This is a genomic window from Glycomyces sp. NPDC047010, assembly GCF_040644205.1.
In the GTDB taxonomy this organism is placed as follows: domain Bacteria; phylum Actinomycetota; class Actinomycetes; order Mycobacteriales; family Micromonosporaceae; genus Glycomyces.
In genome coordinates, this window is the sequence record NZ_JBEYVY010000006.1 from 179,092 (window position 1) to 203,335 (window position 24,244).

The 24,244-nt window shown below is 72.7% G+C and carries 25 protein-coding genes; 16 read left to right on the forward strand and 9 right to left on the reverse strand.

The window, feature by feature from the left end; all coding sequences use genetic code 11:
• Positions 1-115 precede the first annotated feature (115 nt).
• From AB0A65_RS14100 to vanX, 3 genes are read left to right on the forward strand one after another with little or no spacing between them, the layout of a single operon-like run.
• Positions 116-1,087 carry an NAD(P)-dependent oxidoreductase gene (locus tag AB0A65_RS14100; RefSeq protein ID WP_359951167.1) on the forward strand — a complete coding sequence of 324 codons (972 nt, stop codon included), beginning with the start codon at positions 116-118 and terminating at the stop codon, positions 1,085-1,087.
• On the forward strand, positions 1,080-2,120 hold the full coding sequence (gene vanA, locus AB0A65_RS14105; RefSeq protein WP_359951169.1) for a D-alanine--(R)-lactate ligase: 1,041 nt from the start codon (positions 1,080-1,082) through the stop codon (positions 2,118-2,120). The genes AB0A65_RS14100 and vanA overlap by 8 nt, the downstream gene beginning before the upstream one ends.
• 11 nt (positions 2,121-2,131) lie before the next feature.
• Positions 2,132-2,743 (forward strand): D-Ala-D-Ala dipeptidase VanX, encoded by a 612-nt coding sequence (vanX, locus tag AB0A65_RS14110; protein ID WP_359951602.1) that lies wholly within the window; start codon positions 2,132-2,134, stop codon positions 2,741-2,743.
• Here vanX and AB0A65_RS14115 read toward each other — a convergent pair.
• Both AB0A65_RS14115 and AB0A65_RS14120 read right to left on the reverse strand, forming a co-directional pair.
• A complete protein-coding gene (locus AB0A65_RS14115; protein WP_359951171.1) occupies positions 2,740-3,852 on the reverse strand; it encodes a HAMP domain-containing sensor histidine kinase in 1,113 nt (370 codons plus the stop codon). The genes vanX and AB0A65_RS14115 overlap by 4 nt on opposite strands.
• Positions 3,845-4,516 carry a response regulator transcription factor gene (locus tag AB0A65_RS14120; protein WP_359951173.1) on the reverse strand — a complete coding sequence of 224 codons (672 nt, stop codon included), beginning with the start codon at positions 4,514-4,516 and terminating at the stop codon, positions 3,845-3,847. Before AB0A65_RS14120 ends, AB0A65_RS14115 begins: the two co-directional genes overlap by 8 nt.
• Positions 4,517-4,607: 91 nt before the next feature.
• On the opposite strand from AB0A65_RS14120, the gene AB0A65_RS14125 reads away from it, so the two are divergent.
• Positions 4,608-5,084, forward strand: coding sequence for a D-alanyl-D-alanine carboxypeptidase family protein (locus AB0A65_RS14125; RefSeq protein WP_359951175.1), 477 nt, complete (start codon positions 4,608-4,610; stop codon positions 5,082-5,084).
• 8 nt (positions 5,085-5,092) lie between these two features.
• On the opposite strand, the gene AB0A65_RS14130 is transcribed toward AB0A65_RS14125, so the two are convergent.
• Complete coding sequence (locus tag AB0A65_RS14130; RefSeq protein WP_359951177.1) at positions 5,093-6,439, reverse strand: MFS transporter; 1,347 nt, start codon at positions 6,437-6,439, stop codon at positions 5,093-5,095.
• Between the two features lie 81 nt (positions 6,440-6,520).
• Here AB0A65_RS14130 and AB0A65_RS14135 point away from each other — a divergent pair, with 81 nt between their 5' ends.
• A complete protein-coding gene (locus AB0A65_RS14135) occupies positions 6,521-7,042 on the forward strand; it encodes a helix-turn-helix domain-containing protein (protein WP_359951179.1) in 522 nt (173 codons plus the stop codon).
• Here AB0A65_RS14135 and AB0A65_RS14140 read toward each other — a convergent pair.
• A complete protein-coding gene (locus AB0A65_RS14140; protein ID WP_359951181.1) occupies positions 7,033-7,977 on the reverse strand; it encodes a WYL domain-containing protein in 945 nt (314 codons plus the stop codon). The two genes, AB0A65_RS14135 and AB0A65_RS14140, sit on opposite strands and share 10 nt — an antisense overlap.
• 108 nt (positions 7,978-8,085) lie before the next feature.
• On the opposite strand from AB0A65_RS14140, the gene AB0A65_RS14145 reads away from it, so the two are divergent.
• Entirely contained in the window at positions 8,086-8,481 is a 396-nt protein-coding gene (locus AB0A65_RS14145; protein ID WP_359951183.1) for a RidA family protein, read from the forward strand.
• A 7-nt stretch (positions 8,482-8,488) separates the two neighbouring features.
• Here AB0A65_RS14145 and AB0A65_RS14150 read toward each other — a convergent pair whose 3' ends face one another.
• The gene (locus AB0A65_RS14150) at positions 8,489-9,181 is read right to left on the reverse strand and encodes a FadR/GntR family transcriptional regulator (protein WP_359951185.1); all 693 of its coding nucleotides are present in this window, start codon (positions 9,179-9,181) and stop codon (positions 8,489-8,491) included.
• 168 nt (positions 9,182-9,349) lie between these two features.
• Between AB0A65_RS14150 and AB0A65_RS14155 the strand changes: the two genes are divergently transcribed.
• From AB0A65_RS14155 to AB0A65_RS14170, 4 genes are all read left to right on the forward strand, one after another.
• The gene (locus AB0A65_RS14155) at positions 9,350-10,864 is read left to right on the forward strand and encodes a sugar ABC transporter ATP-binding protein (protein WP_359951187.1); all 1,515 of its coding nucleotides are present in this window, start codon (positions 9,350-9,352) and stop codon (positions 10,862-10,864) included.
• The gene (locus AB0A65_RS14160) at positions 10,861-11,856 is read left to right on the forward strand and encodes an ABC transporter permease (protein ID WP_359951189.1); all 996 of its coding nucleotides are present in this window, start codon (positions 10,861-10,863) and stop codon (positions 11,854-11,856) included. Before AB0A65_RS14155 ends, AB0A65_RS14160 begins: the two co-directional genes overlap by 4 nt.
• A gap of 48 nt (positions 11,857-11,904) precedes the next feature.
• Entirely contained in the window at positions 11,905-12,870 is a 966-nt protein-coding gene (locus AB0A65_RS14165; RefSeq protein ID WP_359951191.1) for an ABC transporter substrate-binding protein, read from the forward strand.
• A gap of 139 nt (positions 12,871-13,009) precedes the next feature.
• Complete coding sequence (locus tag AB0A65_RS14170; RefSeq protein WP_359951193.1) at positions 13,010-13,249, forward strand: hypothetical protein; 240 nt, start codon at positions 13,010-13,012, stop codon at positions 13,247-13,249.
• 460 nt (positions 13,250-13,709) lie between these two features.
• Here the strand turns inward: AB0A65_RS14170 and AB0A65_RS14175 are convergent, their stop codons facing one another.
• The 3 genes from AB0A65_RS14175 to AB0A65_RS14185 form a co-directional block, all read right to left on the reverse strand.
• Entirely contained in the window at positions 13,710-14,333 is a 624-nt protein-coding gene (locus AB0A65_RS14175; protein ID WP_359951195.1) for a TetR/AcrR family transcriptional regulator C-terminal domain-containing protein, read from the reverse strand.
• Positions 14,334-14,468: 135 nt separating this feature from the next.
• Entirely contained in the window at positions 14,469-14,858 is a 390-nt protein-coding gene (locus AB0A65_RS14180; RefSeq protein ID WP_359951197.1) for a hypothetical protein, read from the reverse strand.
• Between the two features lie 32 nt (positions 14,859-14,890).
• Entirely contained in the window at positions 14,891-15,283 is a 393-nt protein-coding gene (locus tag AB0A65_RS14185; protein ID WP_359951199.1) for a hypothetical protein, read from the reverse strand.
• 137 nt (positions 15,284-15,420) lie between these two features.
• On the opposite strand from AB0A65_RS14185, the gene AB0A65_RS14190 reads away from it, so the two are divergent.
• From AB0A65_RS14190 to AB0A65_RS14210, 5 genes are all read left to right on the forward strand, one after another.
• Positions 15,421-18,195, forward strand: a complete 2,775-nt coding sequence (locus tag AB0A65_RS14190; RefSeq protein WP_359951201.1) for a BTAD domain-containing putative transcriptional regulator — start codon at positions 15,421-15,423, stop codon at positions 18,193-18,195.
• A gap of 97 nt (positions 18,196-18,292) precedes the next feature.
• The gene (locus AB0A65_RS14195; protein WP_359951203.1) at positions 18,293-19,348 is read left to right on the forward strand and encodes an iron ABC transporter permease; all 1,056 of its coding nucleotides are present in this window, start codon (positions 18,293-18,295) and stop codon (positions 19,346-19,348) included.
• Positions 19,345-20,460 carry an iron ABC transporter permease gene (locus tag AB0A65_RS14200; protein ID WP_359951205.1) on the forward strand — a complete coding sequence of 372 codons (1,116 nt, stop codon included), beginning with the start codon at positions 19,345-19,347 and terminating at the stop codon, positions 20,458-20,460. The genes AB0A65_RS14195 and AB0A65_RS14200 overlap by 4 nt, the downstream gene beginning before the upstream one ends.
• Positions 20,375-21,316 carry an iron-siderophore ABC transporter substrate-binding protein gene (locus AB0A65_RS14205; RefSeq protein ID WP_359951207.1) on the forward strand — a complete coding sequence of 314 codons (942 nt, stop codon included), beginning with the start codon at positions 20,375-20,377 and terminating at the stop codon, positions 21,314-21,316. Before AB0A65_RS14200 ends, AB0A65_RS14205 begins: the two co-directional genes overlap by 86 nt.
• Positions 21,317-21,533: 217 nt before the next feature.
• Positions 21,534-22,004, forward strand: coding sequence for a hypothetical protein (locus AB0A65_RS14210; RefSeq protein ID WP_359951209.1), 471 nt, complete (start codon positions 21,534-21,536; stop codon positions 22,002-22,004).
• Positions 22,005-22,069: 65 nt separating this feature from the next.
• Here AB0A65_RS14210 and AB0A65_RS14215 read toward each other — a convergent pair whose 3' ends face one another.
• Positions 22,070-22,939, reverse strand: a complete 870-nt coding sequence (locus AB0A65_RS14215; RefSeq protein WP_359951211.1) for an aminoglycoside phosphotransferase family protein — start codon at positions 22,937-22,939, stop codon at positions 22,070-22,072.
• An 82-nt stretch (positions 22,940-23,021) separates the two neighbouring features.
• Between AB0A65_RS14215 and AB0A65_RS14220 the strand changes: the two genes are divergently transcribed.
• Complete coding sequence (locus AB0A65_RS14220) at positions 23,022-24,230, forward strand: serine hydrolase domain-containing protein (RefSeq protein WP_359951213.1); 1,209 nt, start codon at positions 23,022-23,024, stop codon at positions 24,228-24,230.
• Positions 24,231-24,244 lie beyond the last annotated feature (14 nt).

Sequence of the window (24,244 nt, forward strand, 5' to 3'; positions counted from 1 at the left end):
GGCGGCTCCGGTGCGGTTCGGGATCATGCGGGCCAGTCAAGGGCGCGGGCCGTATCGCGGGCGTATGGAAATCCGCATACGCCCTGACAACACGGACGGGGCTTGACTCCTCGGCATGACAGAGAGCGAACCCGCCCACATCGCCGTCTACGGGTGCGGGCCCGACGAGGCCGACGCGTTCCGCGCCCTGGGCGACCGGATCGACCCGGTGCTCACCGACGCGCCCGTGTCGGAGGCCAACGCCGCCTTGGCGTCCGGGGCCAGGTGCATCAGCATCGGGCACAAGGCCCGCGTGTCGAGCGCGACGCTGCTCGCGCTCAAGCGGGCCGGCGTCGAGTACGTGTCGACCAGGAGCGTGGGCTGCAATCACGTGAACGTCAAGTACGCCGAGAGCATCGGGATCACGGTCGAGAACGTCTCGTACTCCCCCGACGGCGTCGCGGACTACACGCTGATGCTGATGCTCATGGTGCTGCGCAACGCCAGGTCGGTGGTGCTGCGCGCCGACGTGCACGACTACCGGCTGTACGAGGAGCGCGGCCGGGAGCTGCGGGACCTCACGGTGGGCGTGGTGGGGACCGGGCGGATCGGGGCGGCCGTGATCGACCGGCTGCGGGGGTTCGGGTGCCGGGTGCTCGCGTTCGACAAGCAGCCCAAGGCGGACGCGGAGTACCTGCCGCTGGACCGGCTGCTGCGCGAGAGCGACGTCATCACGCTCCACACGCCGCTGAACGCCCACACGCACCACCTCCTCGACCGCGGCCGCATCGACCGGCTGAAGCCCGGCGCGGTCGTCGTGAACACCGGGCGGGGGCCGCTCATCGACACCGAGGCGCTGGTCCCGGCCCTGGAGGGCGGGCGGCTCGGAGGCGCGGCGCTCGACGTGATCGAGGGCGAGGAGGGGGTCTTCTACGCCGACCGCCGGGACCGGCTGGTCGGGAACAACGCGCTGGAGCGGCTCCAGAAGCTGCCCAATGTGGTCGTCAGCCCGCACACCGCGTACTACACCGACCGGGCGCTGCGCGACACCGTCGCGCACTCGGTCGCGAACTGCCTGCGCTACGAGGAGAGGATTCAGCATGGCTAGGTTGAGGATCGGGGTCCTCTTCGGAGGGGCATCGGAGGAGCACCCCGTGTCGGTGAAGTCCGCGCGGGAGGTCGCGAAGCACCTCGACCCCGCGAAGTACGAGCCGTTCTACATCGGGATCACGAAGGACGGCGAGTGGCGGCTCTGCGAAGGGCCCGAAGGGGACTGGGAGCGCGGGGAGTCGCGCCCGGCGGTGCTCGCGCCGGACCGGGGCGTCCACGGGCTGCTCGTGCTGGACCACGGGAAGTACGAGGAGGTGCGGCTCGACGCGGTGGTGCCGGTGCTGCACGGCCGGTACGGCGAGGACGGGGCGGTGCAGGGGCTCCTGGAGCTGGCGGGCATCCCCTACGCGGGCTGCGACATCGCGGGTTCGGCGCTGTGCATCGACAAGTCGCTGACCTACCTGGTGGCGCGGAGCGCGGGGATCGCGGTGCCGGAGTTCCGGATCGTCGCCGAAGGCGAGGAGGTCGACCCGGCGTCGCTGAAGTACCCGGTGTTCGTGAAGCCCGCCCGGTCGGGCTCCTCGTTCGGGGTGAGCAAGGTGGCCGGGCCCGGGGAGCTGGCGGCGGCACTCGCGGAGGCGCGGGAGTACGACGTGAAGGTCCTCGTCGAAGAGGCCGTGGACGGCGCGGAGATCGGGTGTGCGATCCTGGGCAGCGGCCCGGACCTGGTCGCGGGCGAGGTGGACCGGATCGCCCTGTCGCACGGGTTCTTCCGCATCCACCAGGAGGAACGGCCCGAGACCGGCTCGGACAACTCGGTGGCGATCGTCCCGGCCGACATCCCGGCCGCGTCGCGGACGCTCGTCCGGGAGACCGCGAAGGCCGCGTACCGGGCCCTTGGCTGCAAAGGACTGTCGCGAGTGGACATGTTCCTCACGGAGGACGGCGGGGTCGTCCTCAACGAGGTGAACACCCTGCCGGGCATGACCTCCTACAGCCGCTATCCGCGGATGATGGCGGCGTCGGGGCTCGGCATGGGGGCGGTGCTCGACCGGATGATCGAGCTGGCGCTGGCGGGGACGGGGCGCTGAAGGACGTGGCACTGAGGGACGGCTTCGCCTTCGTCGACGAGGCGCTCCCGGGCGTCCGCTGGGACGCCAAGTACGCCGGGCCGGACAACTTCACCGGACGGGCGGTCGACGGGTACCTGGCGTCCCGCGTCGTAGGCACGGTGGAGCTGTGCGCGGCACTGGAGCGGGCGCAGGGCAAGGCCGAAGCGCGCGGGTTCGGACTGCTCGTGTGGGACGCGTACCGGCCGCAGCGCGCGGTGGACGCGTTCCTGCGCTGGGCCGAGGAGCCCGAGGACGGCGCGGCGAAGGCCCGGCACTACCCGAACATCGCGCGGACCGAGATGGTCGAGCGCGGCTACGTGGCGCCCCGGTCGGGCCACAGCCGCGGGTCCACGGTAGACCTGACGTTCACGTACCTGGACACGGGCGCCCCGGTCCCGATGGGCGGCGACCACGACCTCATGGACCCGGTCTCCCATCATGGCGCCGAAGGCGTGCCGGAGCTCGCGGCCGCGAACCGGCAGGCGCTCAGGTCCGTCATGGAGTCGTGCGGGTTCCGGGCCTACCCGTGGGAGTGGTGGCACTACACCCTGCGGGACGAGCCCTACCCCGAGACGTACTTCGACTTCCCGGTCGAAGGCTAGGACGCGGCGGGCAGGCGGACCGTGGCCGCGAGTCCGCCGCCTTCGCGCGGGGCGAGGGTCAGGGAGCCGTCGTGGGCGCGGGCGATGCTGTCGGCGATGGCCAGGCCCAGGCCGATGCCGACGTGGTCGGTGCGGGTGCGGCCGGAGCCGCGCTGGAACCGCTCGGTGAGCGTCGCGACCAGTTGGGGCGCAAGGACTTTGCCGGTGTTCTCCACGATGAGGTACGCGTCCCCGGCGTCGACGCCGGTGGCGACGCGGACCAGGCCGCCCTCGGGCAGGTTGTGGACGATCGCGTTGTGCAGCAGGTTCACCGCGAGCTGGAGCAGCAGCGCGTAGGAGCCGCTCGCGGGCGCCGCGTCCCCCGAGACCTCGACCGCGACGCCGCGCCGCTCCGCGAGCTCCAGCAGGGACTCCGCGGCCTCCTCGGCGGCGAGCGAGAGGTCCACGGGCTCGGAGGTGAAGGCCCGCTGGTCGGAGCGGCTGAGCAGGAGCAGCGCCTCGGTGAGGTCGATCGCGCGGGCGTTCATCAGGTGGAGGCGCTCGATGAGCTCGCCGGGGTCGCGGGACGGGTCCGAGCGGGCCACTTCGAGCATCGTCTGCGTGATCGCCAGCGGCGTGCGGAGTTCATGGGAGGCGTTGGCGGCGAAGCGCTGCTGCTCGGCGACGTGCGCTTCGAGCCGCGCGAGCATCGAGTCGAAGGAGTCGGCGAGCTCGCGGAACTCGTCCCCGCGGCCGGGCAGGCGGATGCGGTGGCCGAGCGCACCGCCCGCGGCCTCGCGGGTCGCCTCGGTGATGCGGGTGAGCGGCGCGAGCATGCGCCCGGCCAGGAACCAGCCGCCCGCGAGCCCGAGGAGCAGTAGGAACACCAGCGACGCGAAGGCTTTGGGCGCGAACGCCCGCCACAGGTCGTTGCGGCCGGGGACGAACAGGCCCGGGCCGATCGTCCCGTCGGAGAACTCCCGGCCGCGGACCGTGACCGCCTCCGCCGGGACGTACCGCAGCAGGAACAGCCACACGATCGCCAACAGCAGGCTCCCCGCCACCACGAGGAACAGCGCGTACGACACGGTGAGCCGCAAGCGGACCGAGGGACCGGGCCTCCTATCCACGCTCGGGCTCCTCGATCCGGTAGCCGACCCCGGCCACCGTGGCGATGACCCACGGCTCGCCGAGGCGCTTGCGCAGCGCCGAGACGGTGATGCGCACGGCGTTCGTGAACGGGTCGGCGTGCTCGTCCCACGCCTTCTCCAGCAGCTCCTCGGCGCTGACCACGCCGCCCTCGGCCGCCACGAGCACTTCGAGGACCGCGAACTGCTTCCGGGTGAGCGCCACGTACCTCCCGTCCCGGTAGACCTCGCGGCGGAACGGGTCCACGCGCAGGCCCGCCAGCTCGCGCACTGGCGGGCGGTGGTGGGCGCGCCTGCGGTCCAGGGCCCGCAGCCGCAGCACCAGCTCCCGGAACTCGAACGGCTTCGTCAGGTAGTCGTCGGTGCCCAGCTCGAACCCGGACGCCTTGTCGTCCAAGCGGTCCGCGGCCGTGAGCATGAGGATGCCCATGCCGGTGCCCGACGCGACGATCTCGCGGGCGACCTCGTCGCCCGACGGCCCGGGAATGTCGCGGTCCAGGACCGCGATGTCGTAGGCGTTGACGCTCAGCAGCTCCAGGGCCGCGTCGCCGTCCCCGGCGATGTCGGCGGCTATGGCCTCCAGGCGGAGGCCGTCGCGGATCGCCTCCGCGAGCAGGGGTTCGTCCTCGACGATCAGTACGCGCATAAGGAACACGATGCTACGGGCCCGCACCTATCGCCCGCATATCGAAAACCGCATACGGCCCCATAACCGCGCAGTCCGTTCACTGGAGCGCATGAGCCACTCGACGATCTCCCCCGCCCGCCGGGCCCTCGGCGCCGCGCACGGCGCCGTCCCCGCCGGGACCACCGTCTTCGACGACGCCCCCGCGGTCGCGAACCTCGACCCGGACCTCCTCGCGGCCCTGCGCCGGGCCGCGGCCGCCGCGGCGGGCGAGGGCGTCGTCTTCCGCGTCAACGGCGGCTGGCGCTCCCCCGCCTACCAGGGGGAGCTGCTCTCCGAGGCCGTCGCCGAGCACGGCTCCCCCGAGGCCGCCGCCCGCTGGGTGTCCACGCCCGAGACGTCCGCGCACGTCGCGGGCCGCGCGATCGACCTCGCCGCCGACGCCCGCGCCTGGCTCGCCGACCACGGCGCCGCCTACGGCCTGTACCGGGTCTACCGCAACGAGCCGTGGCACTTCGAGCTCTGGCCCTGGTCCAGCCCGCCCCCGATGTACCCGGACCCGTCCCACGACCCCCGCACCCGGCGGTAGCGGCGGCGTCAGGCCCGGCGTGAGAGGGCCGCGAAGCCGGCCGCGGCGGCCGCCGCGAGGGCCGCGCAGGTCCAGAGGGCCCCGTCCGTGCCGGCCGCGTCCACCAGGGTCGCGACGATCGGGATGCCCGCGGCGGTCCCGATGTAGCGCATCGTGTTGTTGACGCCCGAGCCCATGCCGCCGCGGTCGGCCGGGACGCTGTCGATGCTCAGGCGCGTCAGCGCCGGGTTCGCGGCCCCGTAGCCCGCCCCCGCGAGGATCAGGGCGGGCGCGGCGTGCCACCACGACCAGTCGTCGGCCAGGCCCGTGAGCAGGGCCGAACCGGCTCCGGCGACGACCAGCGCGAGGACCAGGAGCATCGCGGGCGTCAGGTTGAACCGCTTGACCTGCAACGAGACCAGGAACGCGGCGGTGGACCACAGGGCGACCACCGCGGCCGTCTCGACCGATCCGAGGATCGCGTCCGACTGGTACACCGTGGGCAGGTAGCTCATCATGCTGATGACCGCGATGCCGGTGACCAGCGCGCCGAGCGAGGCGATGAGGAACGCCGGGCGGGCGAACAGGGCCGGGTCGAGCATGGGTTCGCGGCCGCGGAGCTGGACGAGGACGAACACGGCCGTGCAGGCCGCGGCGGCGGCGAGGAGGCCGATGACCACGGGGTCGGACCAGTCCTGGCGGCCGAGGGTGAGGCCGGACATGAGGGCGGCGACGCCGAGGCCGAGCGTGATCGTCCCGGCGACATCGGCGCGGCGCGGGTGCTCGGCGCGGGACTCGGGGAGCACGAGGCGCCCTGCCAGCGCGAGGGCCGCGGCGGCGGCCGCGTAGAGCCAGTAGGGGCCGTTCCAGCCGAGTGCGGCGTCGAGGCCCGCGGCGAGGACCGCTCCGGCGCCGACGCCGAGGCCCATCATGGCGCCGTAGAGGGCGGTGGCGCGGCGGCGCTCGTCAGGACTGGTGAAGACGGCGCCCATGATGCCGAGGCTGGAGGTGAGGAGGGCGGCGCTGGCGGCGCCTTGGATGACGCGGGCGGCGGCGAAGACGGCGGTGTTCGGGGCGAGGGCGGCGAGGAGGACGGCGGCGGCGAAGAGCCAGGCGCCCGCGGTGAGGACTTTGCGGCGGCCGTGGTTGTCGGCGAGGTTGCCGGAGGTGAGGAGGGGGACGGCGAGGCCGAGGGAGATGGCGTTGATGATCCAGGTCTGGCCGGTCTCGCCCGCGTGGAGGTGGGCGGCGGTCTGCGGGGCGAGGATGAGGGGGGTGGAGTAGTTGAGGATGACGAGGAGTGGGGCCGCGCAGAGGAGCGCGAGGACCGGTCCGGTCCTGACGGTCGGGCGGGTCGGGGCGAGGGTCGCCGTCATGGGTACTCCTAGGTTCGGTCAATGAACTCACCGGAGCCTAGCACCGTTGGTTCAGTGAATGAACCGGGGTAGGATGCGGTCATGGCACTCGGCAAGGACTACCCCGGGCAGGACTGCTCGCTCTCGCGCGCGCTGGAGATGCTCGGCGAGCGGTGGACCCTGCTCGTGGTGCAGAACGCGATCTACGGCGTGCGCCGCTTCAGCGACTTCCAAGTGCGCCTGGACATCCCGAAGGCGGTGCTGTCGGACCGGCTGGCCCGCCTGACCGAGGGCGGGGTGCTGGAGAAGCGCGCGTACCAGGCGTCCCCGGTGCGGTACGAGTACGTGCCGACCGACGCGGGCGTGGAGCTGTGGCCGGTGGTCTACGCGCTGGGCGTGTGGGGGTACCGGCACATCGGCGGCGAGCCGCCGCGCCTGTTCCGGCACGCCGAGTGCGGAGCGGCGCTGCTGCCGTCCACGGACTGCTCGGCGTGCGGGCCGGTGCACCCGCGGGACGTGGAGATGTACCCGGGTCCGGGCGCGAAGCGCACCGACCGGGTGAGCCAGGCGATGAACCGGCCCCGGCGGCTCCTCGTACCGGTCGAGTTGGAGCCTCAGGCGTAGCGGGCGGCCATCGCGGCGGCGCGGTCGCGGAGGGCGGTGCGCAGTGACGGCGGGGCGAGGGCCTCGGCGTCGGTGCCGAGCCGCCACAGGGCCCATTCGGCGTGGCGCGCGTCCTGGAAGGCCAGTTCGAGGCGGAGGTGGCCGTCGGGGTCGGGGATCTCGGTGAGGACGGCGGCGACGGTGTCAAGGAGCTCTTCGCGGCGGGCGGGGTCGACGCGGACGAGGACGCGGAGGCGGTCGTCGGCGAGGAAGCGGGCGGCGCGCTCGTTCCAGATCCGGTCGAGGTCGACGCGGTCGGGCCGTTCGGCGGGCTCGTCGAGGGCCTCGGCGGCGGCGATGCGCGAGAGCCGGTAGGTGCGGTCGGCGCCGGAGCGGGTGGCGAGCAGGTAGGACTTGCCGCGCACGGTCACGAGGCCGATGGGGTCGACGGTGCGCCACTGCGGGTCCTGTCCGGCGGCGGTGTAGTGGAGGCGCAGGCGGCGTCCGGCGAGGACGGCGCGGCGGACGGTGCCGAGGACCGCGGCGGGCACGTCGTCAGTGGCGGGGCGGCGCGAGAGCAGGTCGGTGCCGGGTTCGAGGAGGAACCGCTGCGCGGCGTCGTCCACGGTCGCGCGGTGGGACTCCGGGAGGGCGTCCACGACTTTGCGCAGGCCTGAGGCGAGGGCGGGGCCGAGGCCGAAGGGGCCCGCGGTGAGCAGGGCGAGCGCTTCGTCACGGTTGAGGCCGGTCAGCTCGGTGCGGAAGCCGGGGAGGAGCGCGAACCCGCCGTGGCGGCCGCGTTCGCCGTAGACGGGGACGCCCGCGGCGGACAGGGCCTCGATGTCGCGCAGCACGGTCCGGGTGGAGACCTCCAGTTCGGCGGCGAGGGCGTCGGCGGTGAGGCGGCCGCGCTGTCGCAGCAGCAGGACCAGGGAGACGAGGCGGTCGGCGCGCATCCGGAGAATGCTACCGGAATACCTGACATGAGGTGTCGTGATTTCCTGGGAGGCTCCTTGTCGCGGCGCCGGAACCGGCGCCGATCCGACGATGGAGGCGATGGGGCAATGGAACGAACCGCGGTGAACCCGGTGGAGTGGTCGCTGGAGCTGGGCTTCAACCAGGGCGAGCTGGTGTCGGGGCAGACCCGGACGCTGTACTGCTCGGGGCAGACGTCGATGGGGAAGGACGGGCGGCCCGAGCACGAGGGCGACATGGCCGCGCAGCTGGCGCTGAGCCTCGACAACCTGGAGGCGGTGCTCGCGGAGGCGGGGATGGGGCTGTCGGACCTGGTGCGGCTCAACGTGTACACGACCGATGTGGACGCCCTGTTCCCGCATTACGGGGTGCTCGCGGGGCGGCTCGGCGCCGCCGGGGCGGCGCCCGCGACGACGATGCTCGGGGTGGTGCGCCTGGCGGTCCCGGGCCAGCTGGTGGAGCTGGAGGGGACGGCGGTCGCTTAAGGACGGTTCACTCGGCGGGGAGGAACCCGAGGGACTCCTCAACGCCGAGCAGGTGGTTCGCCATGCGGACGCGCGCGGCCTCGGGGTCGCGCGCGTCCAGGGCGCGCCAGATCGCGAGGTGCTCCTCGTGGGTGCGGTGGAGCACACCGTCCTCGCTGAGGCTGCGCCACAGGCGTTCGCGCACGGTGCGGCTGGCGAGCGCCTCGATCATGCCGATGAGCACCGGGTTCCCGGTGTGGGAGGCGATGATCCGGTGGAAGGCGATGTCGATCTCCATGAGCCGCTCGTGCGCGTCCCCGGCGCCGTCGAGGAACGGTTCCGCCTCGTGGAGCAGGGCCTTCGCGTCGGCGAGGGAGCCGTCGGTGATGCGGACGGCGGCGAGGCGCGCGGCCTCGGACTCCAGGAGGCGGCGCAGGGCGTGGACGTGCTCGGCGTGCCCCTCCCCGTGCAGGTCCACGATGAACCCCATGGGCGCCAGGAGCCTTGAGAAGTCGAGGCTCGTCACGTAGGTGCCGTCCCCTTGGCGGGTGTCGAGGACGCCGAGCATCGACAGGGCCCTGACGCCCTCGCGCAGCGAGCCGCGGGAGACGCCGAGGGTCTCGGCGAGCTCCTTCTCCACGGGCAGCCGCTCGCCGGGGCGCAGCTGCCCGCTGACGATCATGTGCTTGATGCCGTTGACGACATCGTCGGTGCGGGACATGCCGCCAGTATCGCCGAGGCCCGCGATCCGGCGCAAGAATCATCAGACGTCTGGCAGGCGGGACGGGAGAAGACCCAGACGTATCAACAAATTTCAATGGTTGACACATCAGTTCGGCCTCATTACCATTCGATACGTCAGATGTATGGCCCACTCCTTGGAGGACCCGTGCACGACCTGCTGCTGCGACTCGAAGGGATCTCCAAGGGCTTTCCGGGCGTCCAGGCCCTCTCGGGCGTCCACTTGGAACTGCGGGCCGGCGAGGTCCACGCGGTCGTCGGCGAGAACGGCGCGGGCAAGTCGACGCTCATGAAGCTCCTCGCCGGGATCCACCAGCGCGACGCCGGGACGATCGAGGTCGGCGGCCGGGCGGTGGAGATCGAGAACCCCAGGGCCGCGCAGGAACTGGGCATCAGCATCATCCACCAGGAGTTCTCGCTGATGCCGGACCTGACGATCGCCGAGAACATCTACATCGGACGCGAACCGCGCCGGGGCCCGTTCACCGACGACCGGAGGCTCAACCGGCAGGCGGCGGACCTGTTCGCGCGCTTGGGGATCGACCTGGACCCGCGGGCCCGGGTGGGCGACCTGCTCGTGGCGCAGCAGCAGGTCGTGGAGATCGCGAAGGCCCTGTCGTTCGACTCGCGGGTCCTCATCATGGACGAGCCGACCGCCGCGCTCACCGAGTCCGAGACCGCGAACCTGTTCCGGCTCATCAGGGACCTGCGCGACCAGGGCACCGGCGTCATCTACATCTCGCACCGCCTCGGGGAGCTGAAGGAGATCGCCGACCGGATCACCGTCCTCCGCGACGGCGAGTACGTCGAGACCCTCGACGCCGCCGGAGCCGACCTGCGCCGCGTCGTGGCGCTCATGGTCGGGCGCGAACTGGCCGGCAGCGGCGGGCCGCCGCGCACCGGCGACCCGTCGAGGCCGGTGGTCCTGGAGGTCAAGGGCCTCGGGTCCAAAGGGCTCCTGGACGACGTCAGCTTCGAGCTGAGAGAAGGCGAGATCCTCGGATTCGCCGGGCTCGTGGGCGCGGGCCGCACCGAGGTCGCGCGAATCATCTGCGGCGCTGACAAAGCCGACCGCGGCACGATCCTGCTGCGCGGCAGGCCCGTCAAGATCCGGACCCCGGCCGACGCGGCGCGGCTGCGCATAGGGTACCTCTCCGAGGACCGCAAGCGCTTCGGGCTCCTGCTCGACCAGGACGTGGGCTTCAACATCCTCGCCTCGTCCCTCGCAGAGCACGCGAACCCCCTGGGGCTCATGCGGGACGCGGAGGGCCGCCGCACGGCCGAGCGGTACGTGGAGTCGCTGCGCATCCGCACGCCGTCCCTGCGGACGCCCGTGCGGTCGCTGTCGGGCGGCAACCAGCAGAAGGTCATCCTCGCGCGCTGGCTCGCGAAGGACTGCGACGTCCTCATCTTCGACGAGCCCACCCGCGGCATCGACGTCGGCGCGAAGGAGGAGATCTACGAACTCCTCGACGAGCTTGCCGCGGAAGGGAAGTCGATCATCATGATCTCCTCCGAGCTGCCGGAGGTCCTGCGCATGGCGCACCGGATCGCCGTCATGTGCGAAGGGAGGGTCACCGGCGTCCTCGACGGCGCCGAGGCCGACCAGAGGACCGTCATGGACTACGCCACCAGGGCCGGAGCACACGGAGGAATCGCATGAACCAGCCGGACACCGCCGCGGCGCCGCGCGTCCTGGGGCCCTCGTGGAACTTCGTGCGCCGCCAGCTCCAGCAGGTGCTGGCGTTCGCGAGCCTCATCGTCCTCGCCGCGTTCTTCGCCATCGCGAACCCGAACTTCCTGACCTGGTCGAACCTGAGCGGCATCCTCCTGTCGACGGCCGTCATCGGCATCCTCGCGCTCGGCACCACGTTCGTCATCATCACCTCCGGCATCGAGCTGTCGCTGGGCACCGGCATGACGCTCGCGGCCGTCATGACCGGCGTCATGCTCACCTCCTGGGGCCTGCCGCTGCCCCTCGGCGTCCTCGGCGGGGTCCTCACCGGGGCGCTCATCGGCCTTGTCAACGGCGTGAGCATCGCCGTGCTGAAGATCCCGCCGTTCATCGCGACGCTCGCGATGATGCTCATCGCCCAGGGGCTCGCGCTGGTCATCTCGGGGACCGCGCCGATCTACTTCACCGACGTCCCCGGGTTCACCGACATCTCCCTGGCCTCGCTCGTGCCCGGCGTGCGCCTGCCCAACGCCGTGCTCATCCTGTTCGCGCTCACCGCGATCGCCGCGCTCATCCTCGGCAAGACGCTCCTCGGCCGCTACTCGTTCGCCATCGGGTCCAACGAGGACGCCGCGAGCCTCTCCGGGATCGCCGTGCGCAAGTGGAAGATCGCCGTCTACACGCTCTCGGGGTGCTTCATGGGCATCGCGGGCGTGGTGCTCGCCGCCCGCCTCAACTCCGCGCAGCCGTCCCTCGGCATCGGGTACGAGCTCCAGGCCATCGCCGCCGTCGTCATCGGCGGCACCTCCCTCCAGGGCGGCAAGGGCTCCATCGTCGGGACGCTCATCGGCGCGCTCATCGTCGGCACCGTCACCAACGGGCTGCGCATCATGTCCATCCCGCAGGAGTGGCAGTCCGTCGTCATCGGCCTGGTCATCCTCGCCGCCGTCTACATCGACATCCTCCGCAGGGGCAGGTAGTCCGGCTCGTCCTCCCCCGCAACCGTCCCTCTCGAAACGGAGAAACCCATGATGAAACGCAGGGCCGTACTCGCCGGAGCCCCCGGGGCGCTGCTCCTGATCGCCGGCTGCGGCGACGACGCCACCGAGGGCCTGGACCCCGACAAGCCCTACATCGCCCTGGTGTCCAAGGGATTCCAGCACCAGTTCTGGCAGGCCGTCCAGCAGGGCGCCGAGCAGGCCGCCGAGGAGTTCGGCGTCGAGATCACCTTCGAGGGCCCCGACTCCGAGTCCGAGGTGGCGCAGCAGATCGACATGCTCCAGACCGCGCTTGACCGCGACCCCGACGCCATCGGGTTCGCCGCGCTCGACAGCCAGGCCGCCGCCCCGCTCATGACCGAGGCCGAGAGCCGCGGCGTCCCCGTGATCGCCTTCGACTCCGGCGTCGACTCCGACGTGCCCGTGACCAACGCCTCCACCGACAACCTCGCCGCCGCGGCCCTCGCCGCCGAACACCTCGTGGAGCTCATCGGCGGCGCCGGGCAGATCGCCCTCGTCGTCCACGACCAGACCAGCGTCACCGGCGTGCAGCGCCGCGACGGCTTCACCGAGTGGGTCGAGGCCAACGCACCCGACGTCGAGATCGTGTCGGTGCAGTACGGCGGCGGCGACCAGCTCGAATCCACCAACATCGCCACCGCGATCATCGAGGGCAACCCCGACCTCAAGGGCCTCTACGGCGCCAACGAGGGCTCCGCGATCGGCGTCATCAACGCCGTCCAGGAGCTCGACCGCGTCGGCGAGATCCAGGTCGTCGGCTTCGACTCCGGCCAGGCCCAGATCGACGCGATCCGGGACGGCGTCATGGCCGGCGCCATCACCCAGAACCCCGTCGGGATCGGCTACGAGACCGTCAAGGCCGCCGTCGCCGCCATCAACGGCGAGGACCTCCCCGAGACCATCGACACCGGCTTCTACTGGTACGACGCGACGAACATCGACGACGCCGAGATCCAGGCCGTGCTGTACGAGTGACGCGCTCCGGGACGGGGGGATGACGCCCTCCCGTCCCGGGCCGGGGGTTGGGCCGACTCGCGGGGTACAGCAGCCTGTACCCGTGTTTCACCAGGTGAGGGCATTGGGCGCGAGCGCGTTCCGCCATATCGTCGTAGACATGCACACGACACCTGGAGGAGCCATGGACGACTTCCGCACCGCACCGCCCCGCAGCGGCCTCAGCCACGACAAGATCGTCAACCGGTCCCTGTGGGCCGGGTTCGTCGGCGGCTCGATCCTGAACGCCTTCCTCCAGGTGATCGGCCTGGGGCTCCTCGCCATCCCGTTCGGCGTCCTCGCGCTCGCCAGCGGCATCGGCCTGGTCGTGCGCGCCGTCGTGCGGCCCAAGCCCCGGTAGGGGAACGCCGAACGACTCGCGCAGCACGATCCGATCCCCCAGAGCGATGCGCGAGTCGAGCGGCGGCGGACCTCCGTTCGCCCCGCTTGAGCGGGGGCGAGCGGCGCCGACGTCTACTGTGAACACCGCCCCGGTCTCATCGCGAGCCGGGGTGGTGTCTTTTGTCTTTCGAGGTCGGCGCGGGTGCCGAGGTGTTCGGTTGGCCCGCATCCGGTCTGGCGTAGGGTTGGTCCCTTGCGGACCCCCCGTGCCGTTCAGGTACAGAGTACGTGATTCAATTGCATCGTTCACGTACGGGGTACGTACTCCGGTGAGCAAACGGTCTCACAGGCTGCGCGGCCATGCCGCGCACGACCACGCCCGACCGTCTCCGGCATCGGCGGTGCGCGCACCGAAAGCCGCCGATGCCGGGCCCGCCGCCGCGGACCCGGCCCACTGGCCTGGGCCGGGTCCGCGGCCTTTAGGGCTCCAGGCCCTTGAGAATGATGCGCAGTCCGTCGCGGAACCGCGACAGCGGGTCCGATGCGGTTGCGGCGCCGCCGATCTCGACCAGCCGCGGAAAACGCTCCCCGTCCAGTTCCGCCCCTTGCCCCACGGCCGGAACGGGTTCGGGCTCGGGCGGCGGGACCGCCAGCTCGACCTGCGCGAACCCGGAGACGAACCCCGAGACGACCCGGAACGCCACCAGTAGCTCGGGGCCGCGGTAGCCGGCCCGGTGCAGCGCGTCGAGCATGGCCTCGGCGGGCGCGAGGGCCGACTCGTGCAGGGCGCCGCGGGCGAGCATGAGCGGGACGGCGTTCGGGTGGTCCCACACCGTCAGGAGGACGCCCTCGGCGACGGCGGCGAGGGCCTCGCGCCAGTCGTCCCCTTCGGACTCCTCCCAGGTCGACTTCGCCATGACCGCCTCGGTCACGAGCGCTTCGAGCCCGGTCCGGCCGTCGACGTAGTTGTAGATGGTCATCGCGCCCGTGCCGAGCTCGGCGGCGAGGCTGCGCATCGTCAGCCCCGCCAGCCCCCGCTCGTCGACGATGGCGAGGGCCGTGGACTGCAACCGCTCACGCGTGAACCTTCTGGGCGCGGGCATGCTCCTCCTCGTTCGGGGACTGCGGGCGCCGGGGACGTGATGGGAGGCGCCCACGTGAAAGGTACCGAACAGTTGTGACAGGAGAGCACGCGGAAACCGCCCACCGTCACCGGTGGGCGGCTCCACGTCACGGGCCTACGGGGTGTTGGAGGTCCAGATGCCGCCGTCGACCACGAAGCTCCCCGGCGGGCAGCTGACGATCGAGGGGACGTTGGAGGTGGTCTGCCAGACGGAGGGGTTGCGGGTGAACCGCGGGCCGCCGCCCTCGGTCTGGCACACCGCAAAGACCATCCAGGAACCGCCGTTCGCCTTGGTGCAGCGGGCGAGCCAGCCCTGGTAGTACTGGTAGTCGGCGCAGCCCGAGGGCCAGCCCATGATGGTCATGTCGTCGTCGGCGGCGGCGACGGCGGTGACCGGGGCGGCCTGCGCGGGTTCGGGTTCCGCCGCGGCGGCCCCTTGGATCCCGGTCAGGAGGCTGACCGCCATCGCCGTCGAGGCGAGCAGCGCGTAGATCGTCTTCTTCATGAGAGTCGGTCCTTTCTCGGAGGGGTTCGGGGTCAGGGGGTCGGCGAGGTCCAGATGTTGGCGCTCACGCCGTGGGAGCTGCCGGGGCAGTACGCCCGGGACCAGCCGGTCTGGCGCCAGGTGCCGTTGGCCGTGAACGTGTTCCCGGCGTTGTCCTTGCAGGTCGCCATCGCCTGGTAGGAGCCGCCGTTGTGGCTGGAGCACGAGGCGACCGCGCCCCAGTCCTGGACCTGGGCGGTGCAGCCGGTGGGCCAGCCCATGATGGTCACGTCGTCTTCCGCGGCGGCCGGGACCGCGGTGCCGAGGGAGAACACCCCGGCCAGCATCAACCCGGCCGCGGCGGCCGCGGCCGTCCGCCTGAGTCGCGTCATGAGCATGACGTTCACCTGCTTTCTGTTGTGGCGCAGCGAGATCGTTCGGCGCATTGAGATCTACCCTGGCGGACGGCGGTGGTGATAATGTGGCGGTTCCGTGGCCCCGCGGGCCCTTGCCCCGCCCGCGCGCCGCGATGCGATCCGGCGGACGGTCAGGTCCGCCGCGACGCGTCCCTTGAGGAGGCGCCATGGCCGCCGAGACGGTGAAGTTCCGGGCGCTGGGACCGTTGGAGCTCGCGGTCGGCGGCCGGGCCGTGACCCCGCGGGGCGCGAAGCCCCGCGCCCTGCTGGCCCTGCTGCTCCTCGACGTGAACCGGGTCTGCGAGCGCGACCTCCTCATCGACCGGCTCTGGGCCGGGCGCCCGCCCGAGGGCGCCAAGGCGACACTGCGCGCGTACGTGTACCAGCTGCGGAAGGAACTGGGGCGCTTCGAGAACGGCGTGGTGCTCGACGCGCGCGGCGGCGGGTACGCGCTGGAGGTCGCGACCGAGGCCGTGGACGCGCACCGCTTCGAGGCGCTCGCGGCAGAGGGCCGCCGACTGCTGCGCGGGGGCGGATCCGAGGCGGCGGCGGCCGCGTTCCGGGAGGGCCTGGGCCTGTGGCGGGGCGCGGCCTTCGCGGGGATCGACGTGCCCGCCGTGCGGGACAAGGCGAGGCTGCTCGACGAGCTGCGCATGGAGGCCACCGAGGAGTGCCTCGGCGCCGAGCTCGAATCCGGGGCGGTAGCGGTGTCCGAACTGGAGCATCTGACGGCGGCGCATCCGCTGCGCGAGGGCATGTGGCGCCTGCTGATGCTGGCGCTATACCGGTCCGGGCGGCAGGCGGAGGCGCTGGAGGCGTACCGGCGCCTGTTCCGGCTGCTGGACGGCGAACTCGGGGTGAAGCCCTCGCCGCAGGTCGAGCGGTTGCACCGCCAGATCCTCGACGCCGACCCGGACCTCCAGCGACCCGGCGGGAGCGTGCGCGTGCGGACCGTGCCGCGCCAGCTGCCCGCCCCGCCCGCGCACTTCACCGGGCGCGAGGCGCAGCTGTCCGAGATGGACGAACTGCTGGCGTCCCCGGACGCGCCGGTCGCGGTCGTCAGCGGCACCGCGGGCGTCGGCAAGACCGCGTTCGCGGTCCACTGGGCGCACCGCGCCTCGGAGCGCTTCCCCGACGGGCAGCTGTACGTGAACCTGCGCGGCTTCGACCCGGTCGGGCAGCCGGTGGCGCCCGGGGAGGCGGTGCGGTCGCTCTTGAGCGCGCTCGGCACGGCGCCCGAGACGGTGCCGGGCGAGTTGGACGCGCAGATCGGCCTGTACCGGAGTGCGCTGGCGGACAAGCGGGTCCTGCTCGTGCTCGACAACGCCCGGGACGCCGCGCAGGTGCGCCCGCTGCTGCCCGGCGGGCGCGGCACGGCCGCGGTCGTCACCAGCCGCGACCGGCTCTCCGGGCTCGTGGCCCATGGGGCGCAGCCGATCGGGCTGCGCCAGCTCGGCGCCGCGGAGTCCGGGCTGTTCCTGGAGCGGCGGCTCCGCAAGCGCCGCACCGCGGCCGAGCCGGAGGCGGCCGCGCAGATCGCCGCCGACTGCGCCGGGCTCCCGCTGGCGCTCGCAGTGGTCACCGCCCGGGCCGCGGGGAACCCGCACTTCGCGCTGGCGGCGCTCGCCCGGGAGCTGCGCGAGGCCGCGCGCCGCCTCGACGCGCTCGCCGACCCCGACCCGGCCGCCGACGTGCGGGCCGTGTTCTCGTGGTCCTACCGGGCCCTATCCCCCGGGGCCGCGAAGATGTTCCGGCTGCTGGGGACGCATCCGGGCCCGGACTTCACCGCGGCCGCGGCGGCCTCGCTCGCCGGGACCGGGGCGCCGCCCGCGCACCGGCTGCTCGACGAGCTGGAGCGGGCGAGCCTGCTGTACGAGACGTCGCCGGGCCGGTTCGCGTTCCACGACCTGGTCCACGCGTATGCGGCGGACCTCGCCGCCCAGGACAAGGACCGTGAGGATGCCGTGCTGCGGACCCTCGACCACTACCTCCGCACCGCGTATGCGGGGATGCGGCTGATCCAGCCGATCCAGGACGCGATCACCCTCGCCCCGGCACCGCCGGGCGCCGCGCCCGAGCCGCTCGCGGACGGGCGGGCCGCGATGGCCTGGTTCGGCGCCGAGCGGGACGTGCTGCTCGCCCTGGTCGAGCACGCGGCGGCGCTCGGGCTGGACGGGCACTGCTGGCAGCTCGCCTGGGCCGCAAGCGAATACCTCCACCGCGCCGGGCACTGGCACGACCTCGCGCGGAGCTGGGAGACCGTCCGCGCCCGCACCGGGCCGCACACTGAGGGCGAGGTCATGGTCCGCGTGGAGCGCCGCCTCGCGTTCGCGTACTCGCTGCTCGACCGCTTCGAGGAGGCCCACGAGCTGCTCGACCGGTCGCTGGAGCAGTGCCGGGACCTGGGGAATCCCGGGGGCGAGGGGCATGTGCACCAGTTGCGCGGGTACGTGTGGCGGCGGCAGGGGAAGTTCGACGCGGCGATCGAGTGCAACCGCCGCGCCCTGGAGCTGTACCGGGCGGCGGAACATCAAGGGGGCCAGGCGATCGCGCTCAACTCGATCGGGTGGCACCGGGCCACGGTCGACGGGGCGTATCTGGAAGCGCTCGCGGACTGCGAAGCGGCCCTGGGGTTCGCGGAGGCCGCCGACGACCGCGCCGGGCAGGCCGCGATCCTCGACAGCCTCGGGTACGTCCACCACCACCTCGGCCGGTTCGACCTCGCGGTGGACCACTACGAGCGGTCCGTGGACCTCTCCCGCGACGTGGGCGCCCGTTCGGGCGAGGCCGCCGCCCTCGCAAACCTCGCCGACACCCACCTCGCGCTGAACGACCCCGACGCCGCCCGCGACGCCTGGACGCAAGCCCTTGAAATCCTCGACGACATCGCCCACCCCGACGCGGACAGCATCAGAGCGAAGCTGGCCGGACTCGACGACTGACCGCGTCCTCGCTACCCCTCCCGCCCCGGAACCGAGCCCCCGTCACATCGGGGCACCGCCCGCCCGGGGCGAGGTTAGCCTCTCCTAATATCGGCTGGTGCCCGTCGTCCTCCGACCGCCCCGCCGCACCGCTCTGCGGCTCCCCCGGCCCGCCGCCACCGCCCGCGGCCGGGCCGCCGTGTGCGCTGCGGCCGCGGTCCTGCTGGGGCTCATCCTGATCGCGTCGCTCGCGTTCGGCGCGCGGGACCTCTCCCCCGCCGAGGTCTGGGACGGCCTCACCCGCGCCGACCCGATCGCGGCCTCCGTCGTGTGGGACCAGCGCGTCCCGCGGACCCTCGTCGGCCTGCTCGCCGGCGCCGGGCTCGCGGTCGCCGGGGTCCTCATGCAGACCCTCACCCGCAACCCCCTCGCCGACCCGCGGATCTTCGGCGTCGCCGCCGGGGCGAGCCTCGGCGTCGTGCTCGGCATGAGCGTCCTCGGGCTCACCGGCATGGGCCAGTACGTGTGGCTCGGCATCGCCGGGGCCCTGGTCGCGGGGGTCGTCGGGTACGCCGTCGCGACGCTCGCGAACCGCGCCACCGGCGGCGGGACCGCCACGTACGCGCTCACCGGGGCGGCGATCGACGCGAGCCTCTCCGCGGTCGTCTACGCGGTCCTCGCCACCAACGTGCAGTCCTTCGACCGGTACCGGTTCTGGGCCGTCGGGTCCCTCGCCGGGCGCGGCACCGACGTCGTGATCGGCATGGCGCCGTTCCTCATCGCGGGCCTGCTCCTCGCGTTCCTCGCAGCACGGGGGCTCGACGGCCTGCAACTGGGCGCCGAGACCGCGGCCGGGCTCGGCCACCGCGTCGGGCTCACGCGCGGGACCGCCGCGGTCACCGTCGCGCTCCTCACCGGGGCGGCCGTGGCCGCCGCCGGGCCGGTCGGGTTCATCGGCCTCGCCATCCCTCACCTCGCGCGGTGGGCCGTCGGCGCGGCCCACCGGCCGCAGCTCGCCCTGAGCCTGCTCCTCGGGCCCTCGATGCTCCTCGCGGCCGACGTCATCGGCCGCGTCGTCGTCCCCGGCGAGGCCCCCGCCGGGATCATCTGCGCGGTCATCGGGGCGCCGCTGCTCATCGTGCTCGTCAGGCGCGCCAGGACGGTGAACGCGTGAACGCCGTGAAGCTCCCCGGAAAGTCCGTGGTCCGCCTCGGCGCCCGGTCGCTGACGTGGCACCGGCGCAGCGCCGCCGTCTGCGTGCTCCTGCTGGCCGTGCTCGTCGGGGCCGTGATCGTGTCGCTGTGCGTGGGCCACACGTACATCACGTTCGCCGACGTCGTCGCCACCCTCACCGGGACCACCGGCTACGACCGCACGGTCGAGGTCCTGCGCCTGCCGCGCATCGTCCTCGCCGTCGCCGCCGGGGCCGCACTCGCCCTGGGCGGGGCGCTCATCCAGTCGGTGGCCCGCAACCCGCTCGCCAGCCCCGACATCGTCGGGGTCACCGCCGGGGCCGGGCTCGCCGCGACCGCGACGCTCACGTTCGGGCTCGGGTACGCGTTCCTCGCGCCGTCGGCGCTCGCGGGCGGGCTCGCCGCCGCCGTGCTCGTGCTCCTCGTGGCCGCCCGCGGCTCCCTCGCCGCGCCGCGGTTCGTGCTCGCGGGCGTCGCCGTGACCGTGCTCCTCAAGTCCGGCATCCAGATCCTGCTCATCTCCGCCGACGCCATCGACGCCCAGCGCGCCCAGATCTGGCTCATCGGCACGCTCGGCGGCCGCGGCTGGACCGAGGCCGCGTTCCTCGGCGTGTTCCTCGCGGCCACGCTGCCCGCGCTCTTCTGGGCGCAAAGGGCCCTCGACACCACCGACCTCGACGACCCCACGGCCACCGGCATCGGCGTGCGCGTCACCGGCCAGCGCATCGGCCTCGCCGTCCTCGGCGTCGCGCTCGCCTCGGCGGCGGTCTCGCAGGTCGGCGCCGTCGAGTTCGTGGCGCTCGCGGCGCCGCAGATCGCGCGGCGCCTCGCCCGCACCTCCCGCCCGCCGCTGCTCGGCTCGGCCCTCACGGGCGCGGTCCTGCTCGTCCTCGCGGACTGGCTGGGCCGCACCGCGTTCGGCGACTACCAGATGCCCGCCGGCGTGCTCACCGCCGCGCTCGGCGGCGTCTACCTGCTGTACCTCCTCCTTACGAAGGGAACCCGAAATGAGAAGACGACTGGTCGCCTCCGGATTGGCGGCCGCCTGCGCGCTCGCGCTGGCCGCCTGCGGCACCTCCGACCCGGCCGCTGAGCGCAACGACGCCGAGGGCGAGACCCGCACCATCGAGCACGCCATGGGCACCACCGAGGTCCCGGTGGACCCGCAGCGCGTCGTCGTCCTCGACACCGACAAGATCGACACGGCGCTCTCGCTGGGGATCACGCCGATCGGCGCGGCCCGCGCGAGCGAGGCCGAGCTGCCGACCTACCTGGGGCAGCTGTCGGGCGTCACCGTGGTGGGCACCAGCGCCGAGCCTGACCTGGAGGCCATCGAGCAGCTGAAGCCGGACCTGATCCTCGGCTCGAAGTTCCGGCAGGAGGAGTTCTACGACGAGCTGGACGCCATCGCGCCCACCGTGTTCACCGAGCTGGTCGGTCTGACGTGGAAGGAGAACTTCCTCCTCGACGGCGAGGCGCTCGGCCGCGGCGACACCGCGAAGGAGCTGCTGGACGGGTACGAGGCGCGGGCCGCGGAGTTCGGCGCGTCCCTCGGCGAGGCCGTGTCCACCGAGGTGAGCCTGGTGCGGTTCATGCCCGACCAGATCCGCGTCTACGGCCCGGACTCGTTCTCCGGCATCGTCCTCGGCGACACCGGCCTGGCCCGTCCCGAGCTCCAGCAGTTGAACGGGGCCGAGGACCGGCGCTTCGCCGAGGTGTCGGCCGAGGAGGTCGACACGCTCGGCGGCGACGTGGTGTTCTACTGCGCGTACGGCGACGACGGCGACGCGAAACTCGCCGAGTACACCGGCGGCGCCCTGTGGCAGTCGATCCCGGCCGTGCAGGAGGGCAACGCCCACCAGGTGGACGACGAGGTCTGGATGACCGGCATCGGCGTCACCGCCGCGGGCATGATCCTCGACGACCTGGAGTCGTTCCTCAGCGCATAGCGCCGGGGACCGTGCCCCCCGCGGTGCCGCGCACGGCCGCGTCGAGGAGCTCCTCGACGCGGCCGGCGGGGACCGGTGCGGCCCTTGCTGAAGCGGCGCCGCGGCCGCGCCTGACTCCCGGGATCGTGCCGCCTGCGGCACGCGGCGGCGGACCGCTGGCGAGCGGGGCTTATGGTTCACACCGCAAGCATCCGACGCTTACGGGATTGGCAGCATCATGAGCGACTTCTCCGTCGACAACGCGGGCGACGACTCCTACTCGACCGACGAGTACGAGACCGAGTCCACGGACACCTACAGCACCGACGACTCCACGTCCTACTCCGAGGACACCTACACGGACGACGTCTACACCGCCACCGCCGACACCGACATGGACGGCGACGGCGTCCTCGAATCCGTGTCCTACGACAACGACGGCGACGGCTACAACGAGACCGTCGAGTCCGACACGGACGACGACGGCTGGGTCGACACGGTCTACACCGACGCGGACGGCGACGGCTACTCCGAGACCCTCCTCGTCGACACCGACGGCGACACCTTCCTCGACACGTACGCCACGGACACCGACCTCGACGGCTTCGTCGACACCCTCGAAGCCGACACCGACGGCGACATGGTCATCGACACCACCGCCACGGACACCGACGGCGACGGCACCTTCGAGACCGTCGAGTCGGTATAAACCGACCACTCACCACACGACGGCGCGGTACCCCTTCAGTACCGCGCCGTCGTCATGCCCGGACCTCACGCACCGACCTCGGCGAGGACGGCTTCGATCATCCTGTGGCCCTGGGCCTCGAAGGCGGCGTCGCCGACCTGGCGGGCCCAGCAGGCCGTGCCGATCGCGGAGCGGACGCGCTGGCGGAGCCAGGCGGCGGGCTCGCGCGGGTCGCGGCCGTAGCCCGAGACGAACGCCTCCTCGGCGCCCGGGTGGTGCAGGAACTCCCTGACGGCCAGGCGCTCGAAGTCCTCCGCGGCCGGGCGCAGGTCGGCGCGGCCGAAGTCGATCACGCGGAGCACGCCACGGTCGTGAACGCTGTGGTCGAGGAGCCAGTTGCGGGTCTGCCAGTCACCGTGCGTCGGCACGCAGGCGGCGCCGCCGGAGGGCCAGGACCGGACCAGCGCCGCGAGGCGCGCGGCGGTGCCGGGCGCGATCCCGTGGGGGCGGTCGAGCCAGGCGAGGGCCTTGGCGTTCATGCGGGCCTCGTAGTCGGGGTCGTCGGCGGCGGCCTGGCCGTGGAACTCGCGCAGCAGCGCACCGGCCTGCGCGTAGACGTCCGGGTCGGCGGCCGCGGCGGTGTCCTGGACGAGCGTCCCGGGAAGGTACTCGGTCACCAGGATCTTCGCACCGGTGTCCGCGTGGAGCAGCCGGGCGGCCCGCCCGCGGCGCACCCACGGCCCGGTCCACTCGCGGTGCGCGCGGATCTCCCGCGCGATGTGGGCGTCCGAGGCGCCGCCCGCCTTCACCACGACGAGCCGACCGCCGGAGCGGACCCGCAGGACCGTGGTCTCGACCAGGCCCCAGCCCATGTCGGCCTCGACGGACGCGCCGGGCAGCCAGGCCCCGATCAGCTCGCGCTGGCGGTCGGCGAGGGCGCTCAGAGGTTCGGTCACCGGGCCCAGCCTAGCGTCAAGTCGAACAAGCTTGTGGCGGAACAGGGTTCACTTCAGGCTCGTTCTCCCCTAGGGTCGGGGGATGCGAAATCGAACACCCGTTGCAGCTCTGGCTGCGCTCGCGATCGTCCTGTCCCCCACCGCCGCTGCGAACGCGCACGGCTCGTCGCTCGATGAGGAGCTGCTCGAAGAGAAACTCGAAGCGTATGCGGCCGTGGGCGACTACGCCGCACTCGCGGCCGTCGCCGACGGCGACGACTCCTGGACCGGCGCCGCCGGGAACCGGACCGTGGGCGGCGGCGAGGAGGCCGAGGACGACGACCTCTTCCGCATCGCCAGCCTCACCAAGTCGATGCTGGCCGTCGTGGTCTTCCAGCTCGAAGCCGAGGGCGAGCTCGACCTGGACGACCCGATCGACGAGTACCTCCCCGGCGTCCTACCCTACGAGGAGGAGATCACGATCCGCCAGCTCCTGGGCCACACCGCCGGCCTGGGCGAGTACTTCTGGAAGCTGTACCCGTCGCTGCTGGAGGGCAGCATCGCCGATCTCGAAGCGCACCAGGCGGAGCACCACACGCCCCAGGAGCTCATCGCGATCGCGACCGACGTGCCGCTGCTGTTCCCGCCCGGCGAGGGGTGGTCGTACTCGACCACCGGGTACCTCGTGCTCGGCCTGCTCGTGGAGGACCTCACCGGGGACTCGCTGCGCCACCAGCTCAAGGAGCGCGTGTTCGAGCCCGCGGGCATGGACGACGCGTACTTCCCGCGCGACAACACCGCCGGGTTCCGCGGCGACCACACCACGCCGTACATCACCACCGGCGACCCGTCGCGGCCCTACCTGGACACGACCAGCTACTCGCACAGCGTCTTCTGGTCCGGCGGCTCGGTCGTGGCCGATGTGGACGACGTGAACGCGTTCTACCGGGCCGCCGCCGACGGCACGCTGCTGACGGCCGAGCAGTTCACCGAGGCCGTGGACTTCCGCGACACGCACTGGGGCTTCGACTACGGGCTCGGGTTCACCGGCCTCAAGCCCGGCTGCCCCGGGAACCCCGACGAGATGTTCATGGGCCACACCGGAGGCGGCGTCGGCCACACCACGTACTCGTTCCACTCCCTCGACGGCCAGCGCCAGGTGACCCTGACATGGAACCTCGACAACTCCCACGGCACCGTCGATCCCGACGCGCTCCAGGAGGCCCAGGACGAGTTCATCGCCGCGGCGCTCTGCGGCGGCGACGCCTCGGCGCCGTCCGCGACGACCGAGCGGCTCCTCTCGGTCGGTTGAGCCACCGGGCCGCC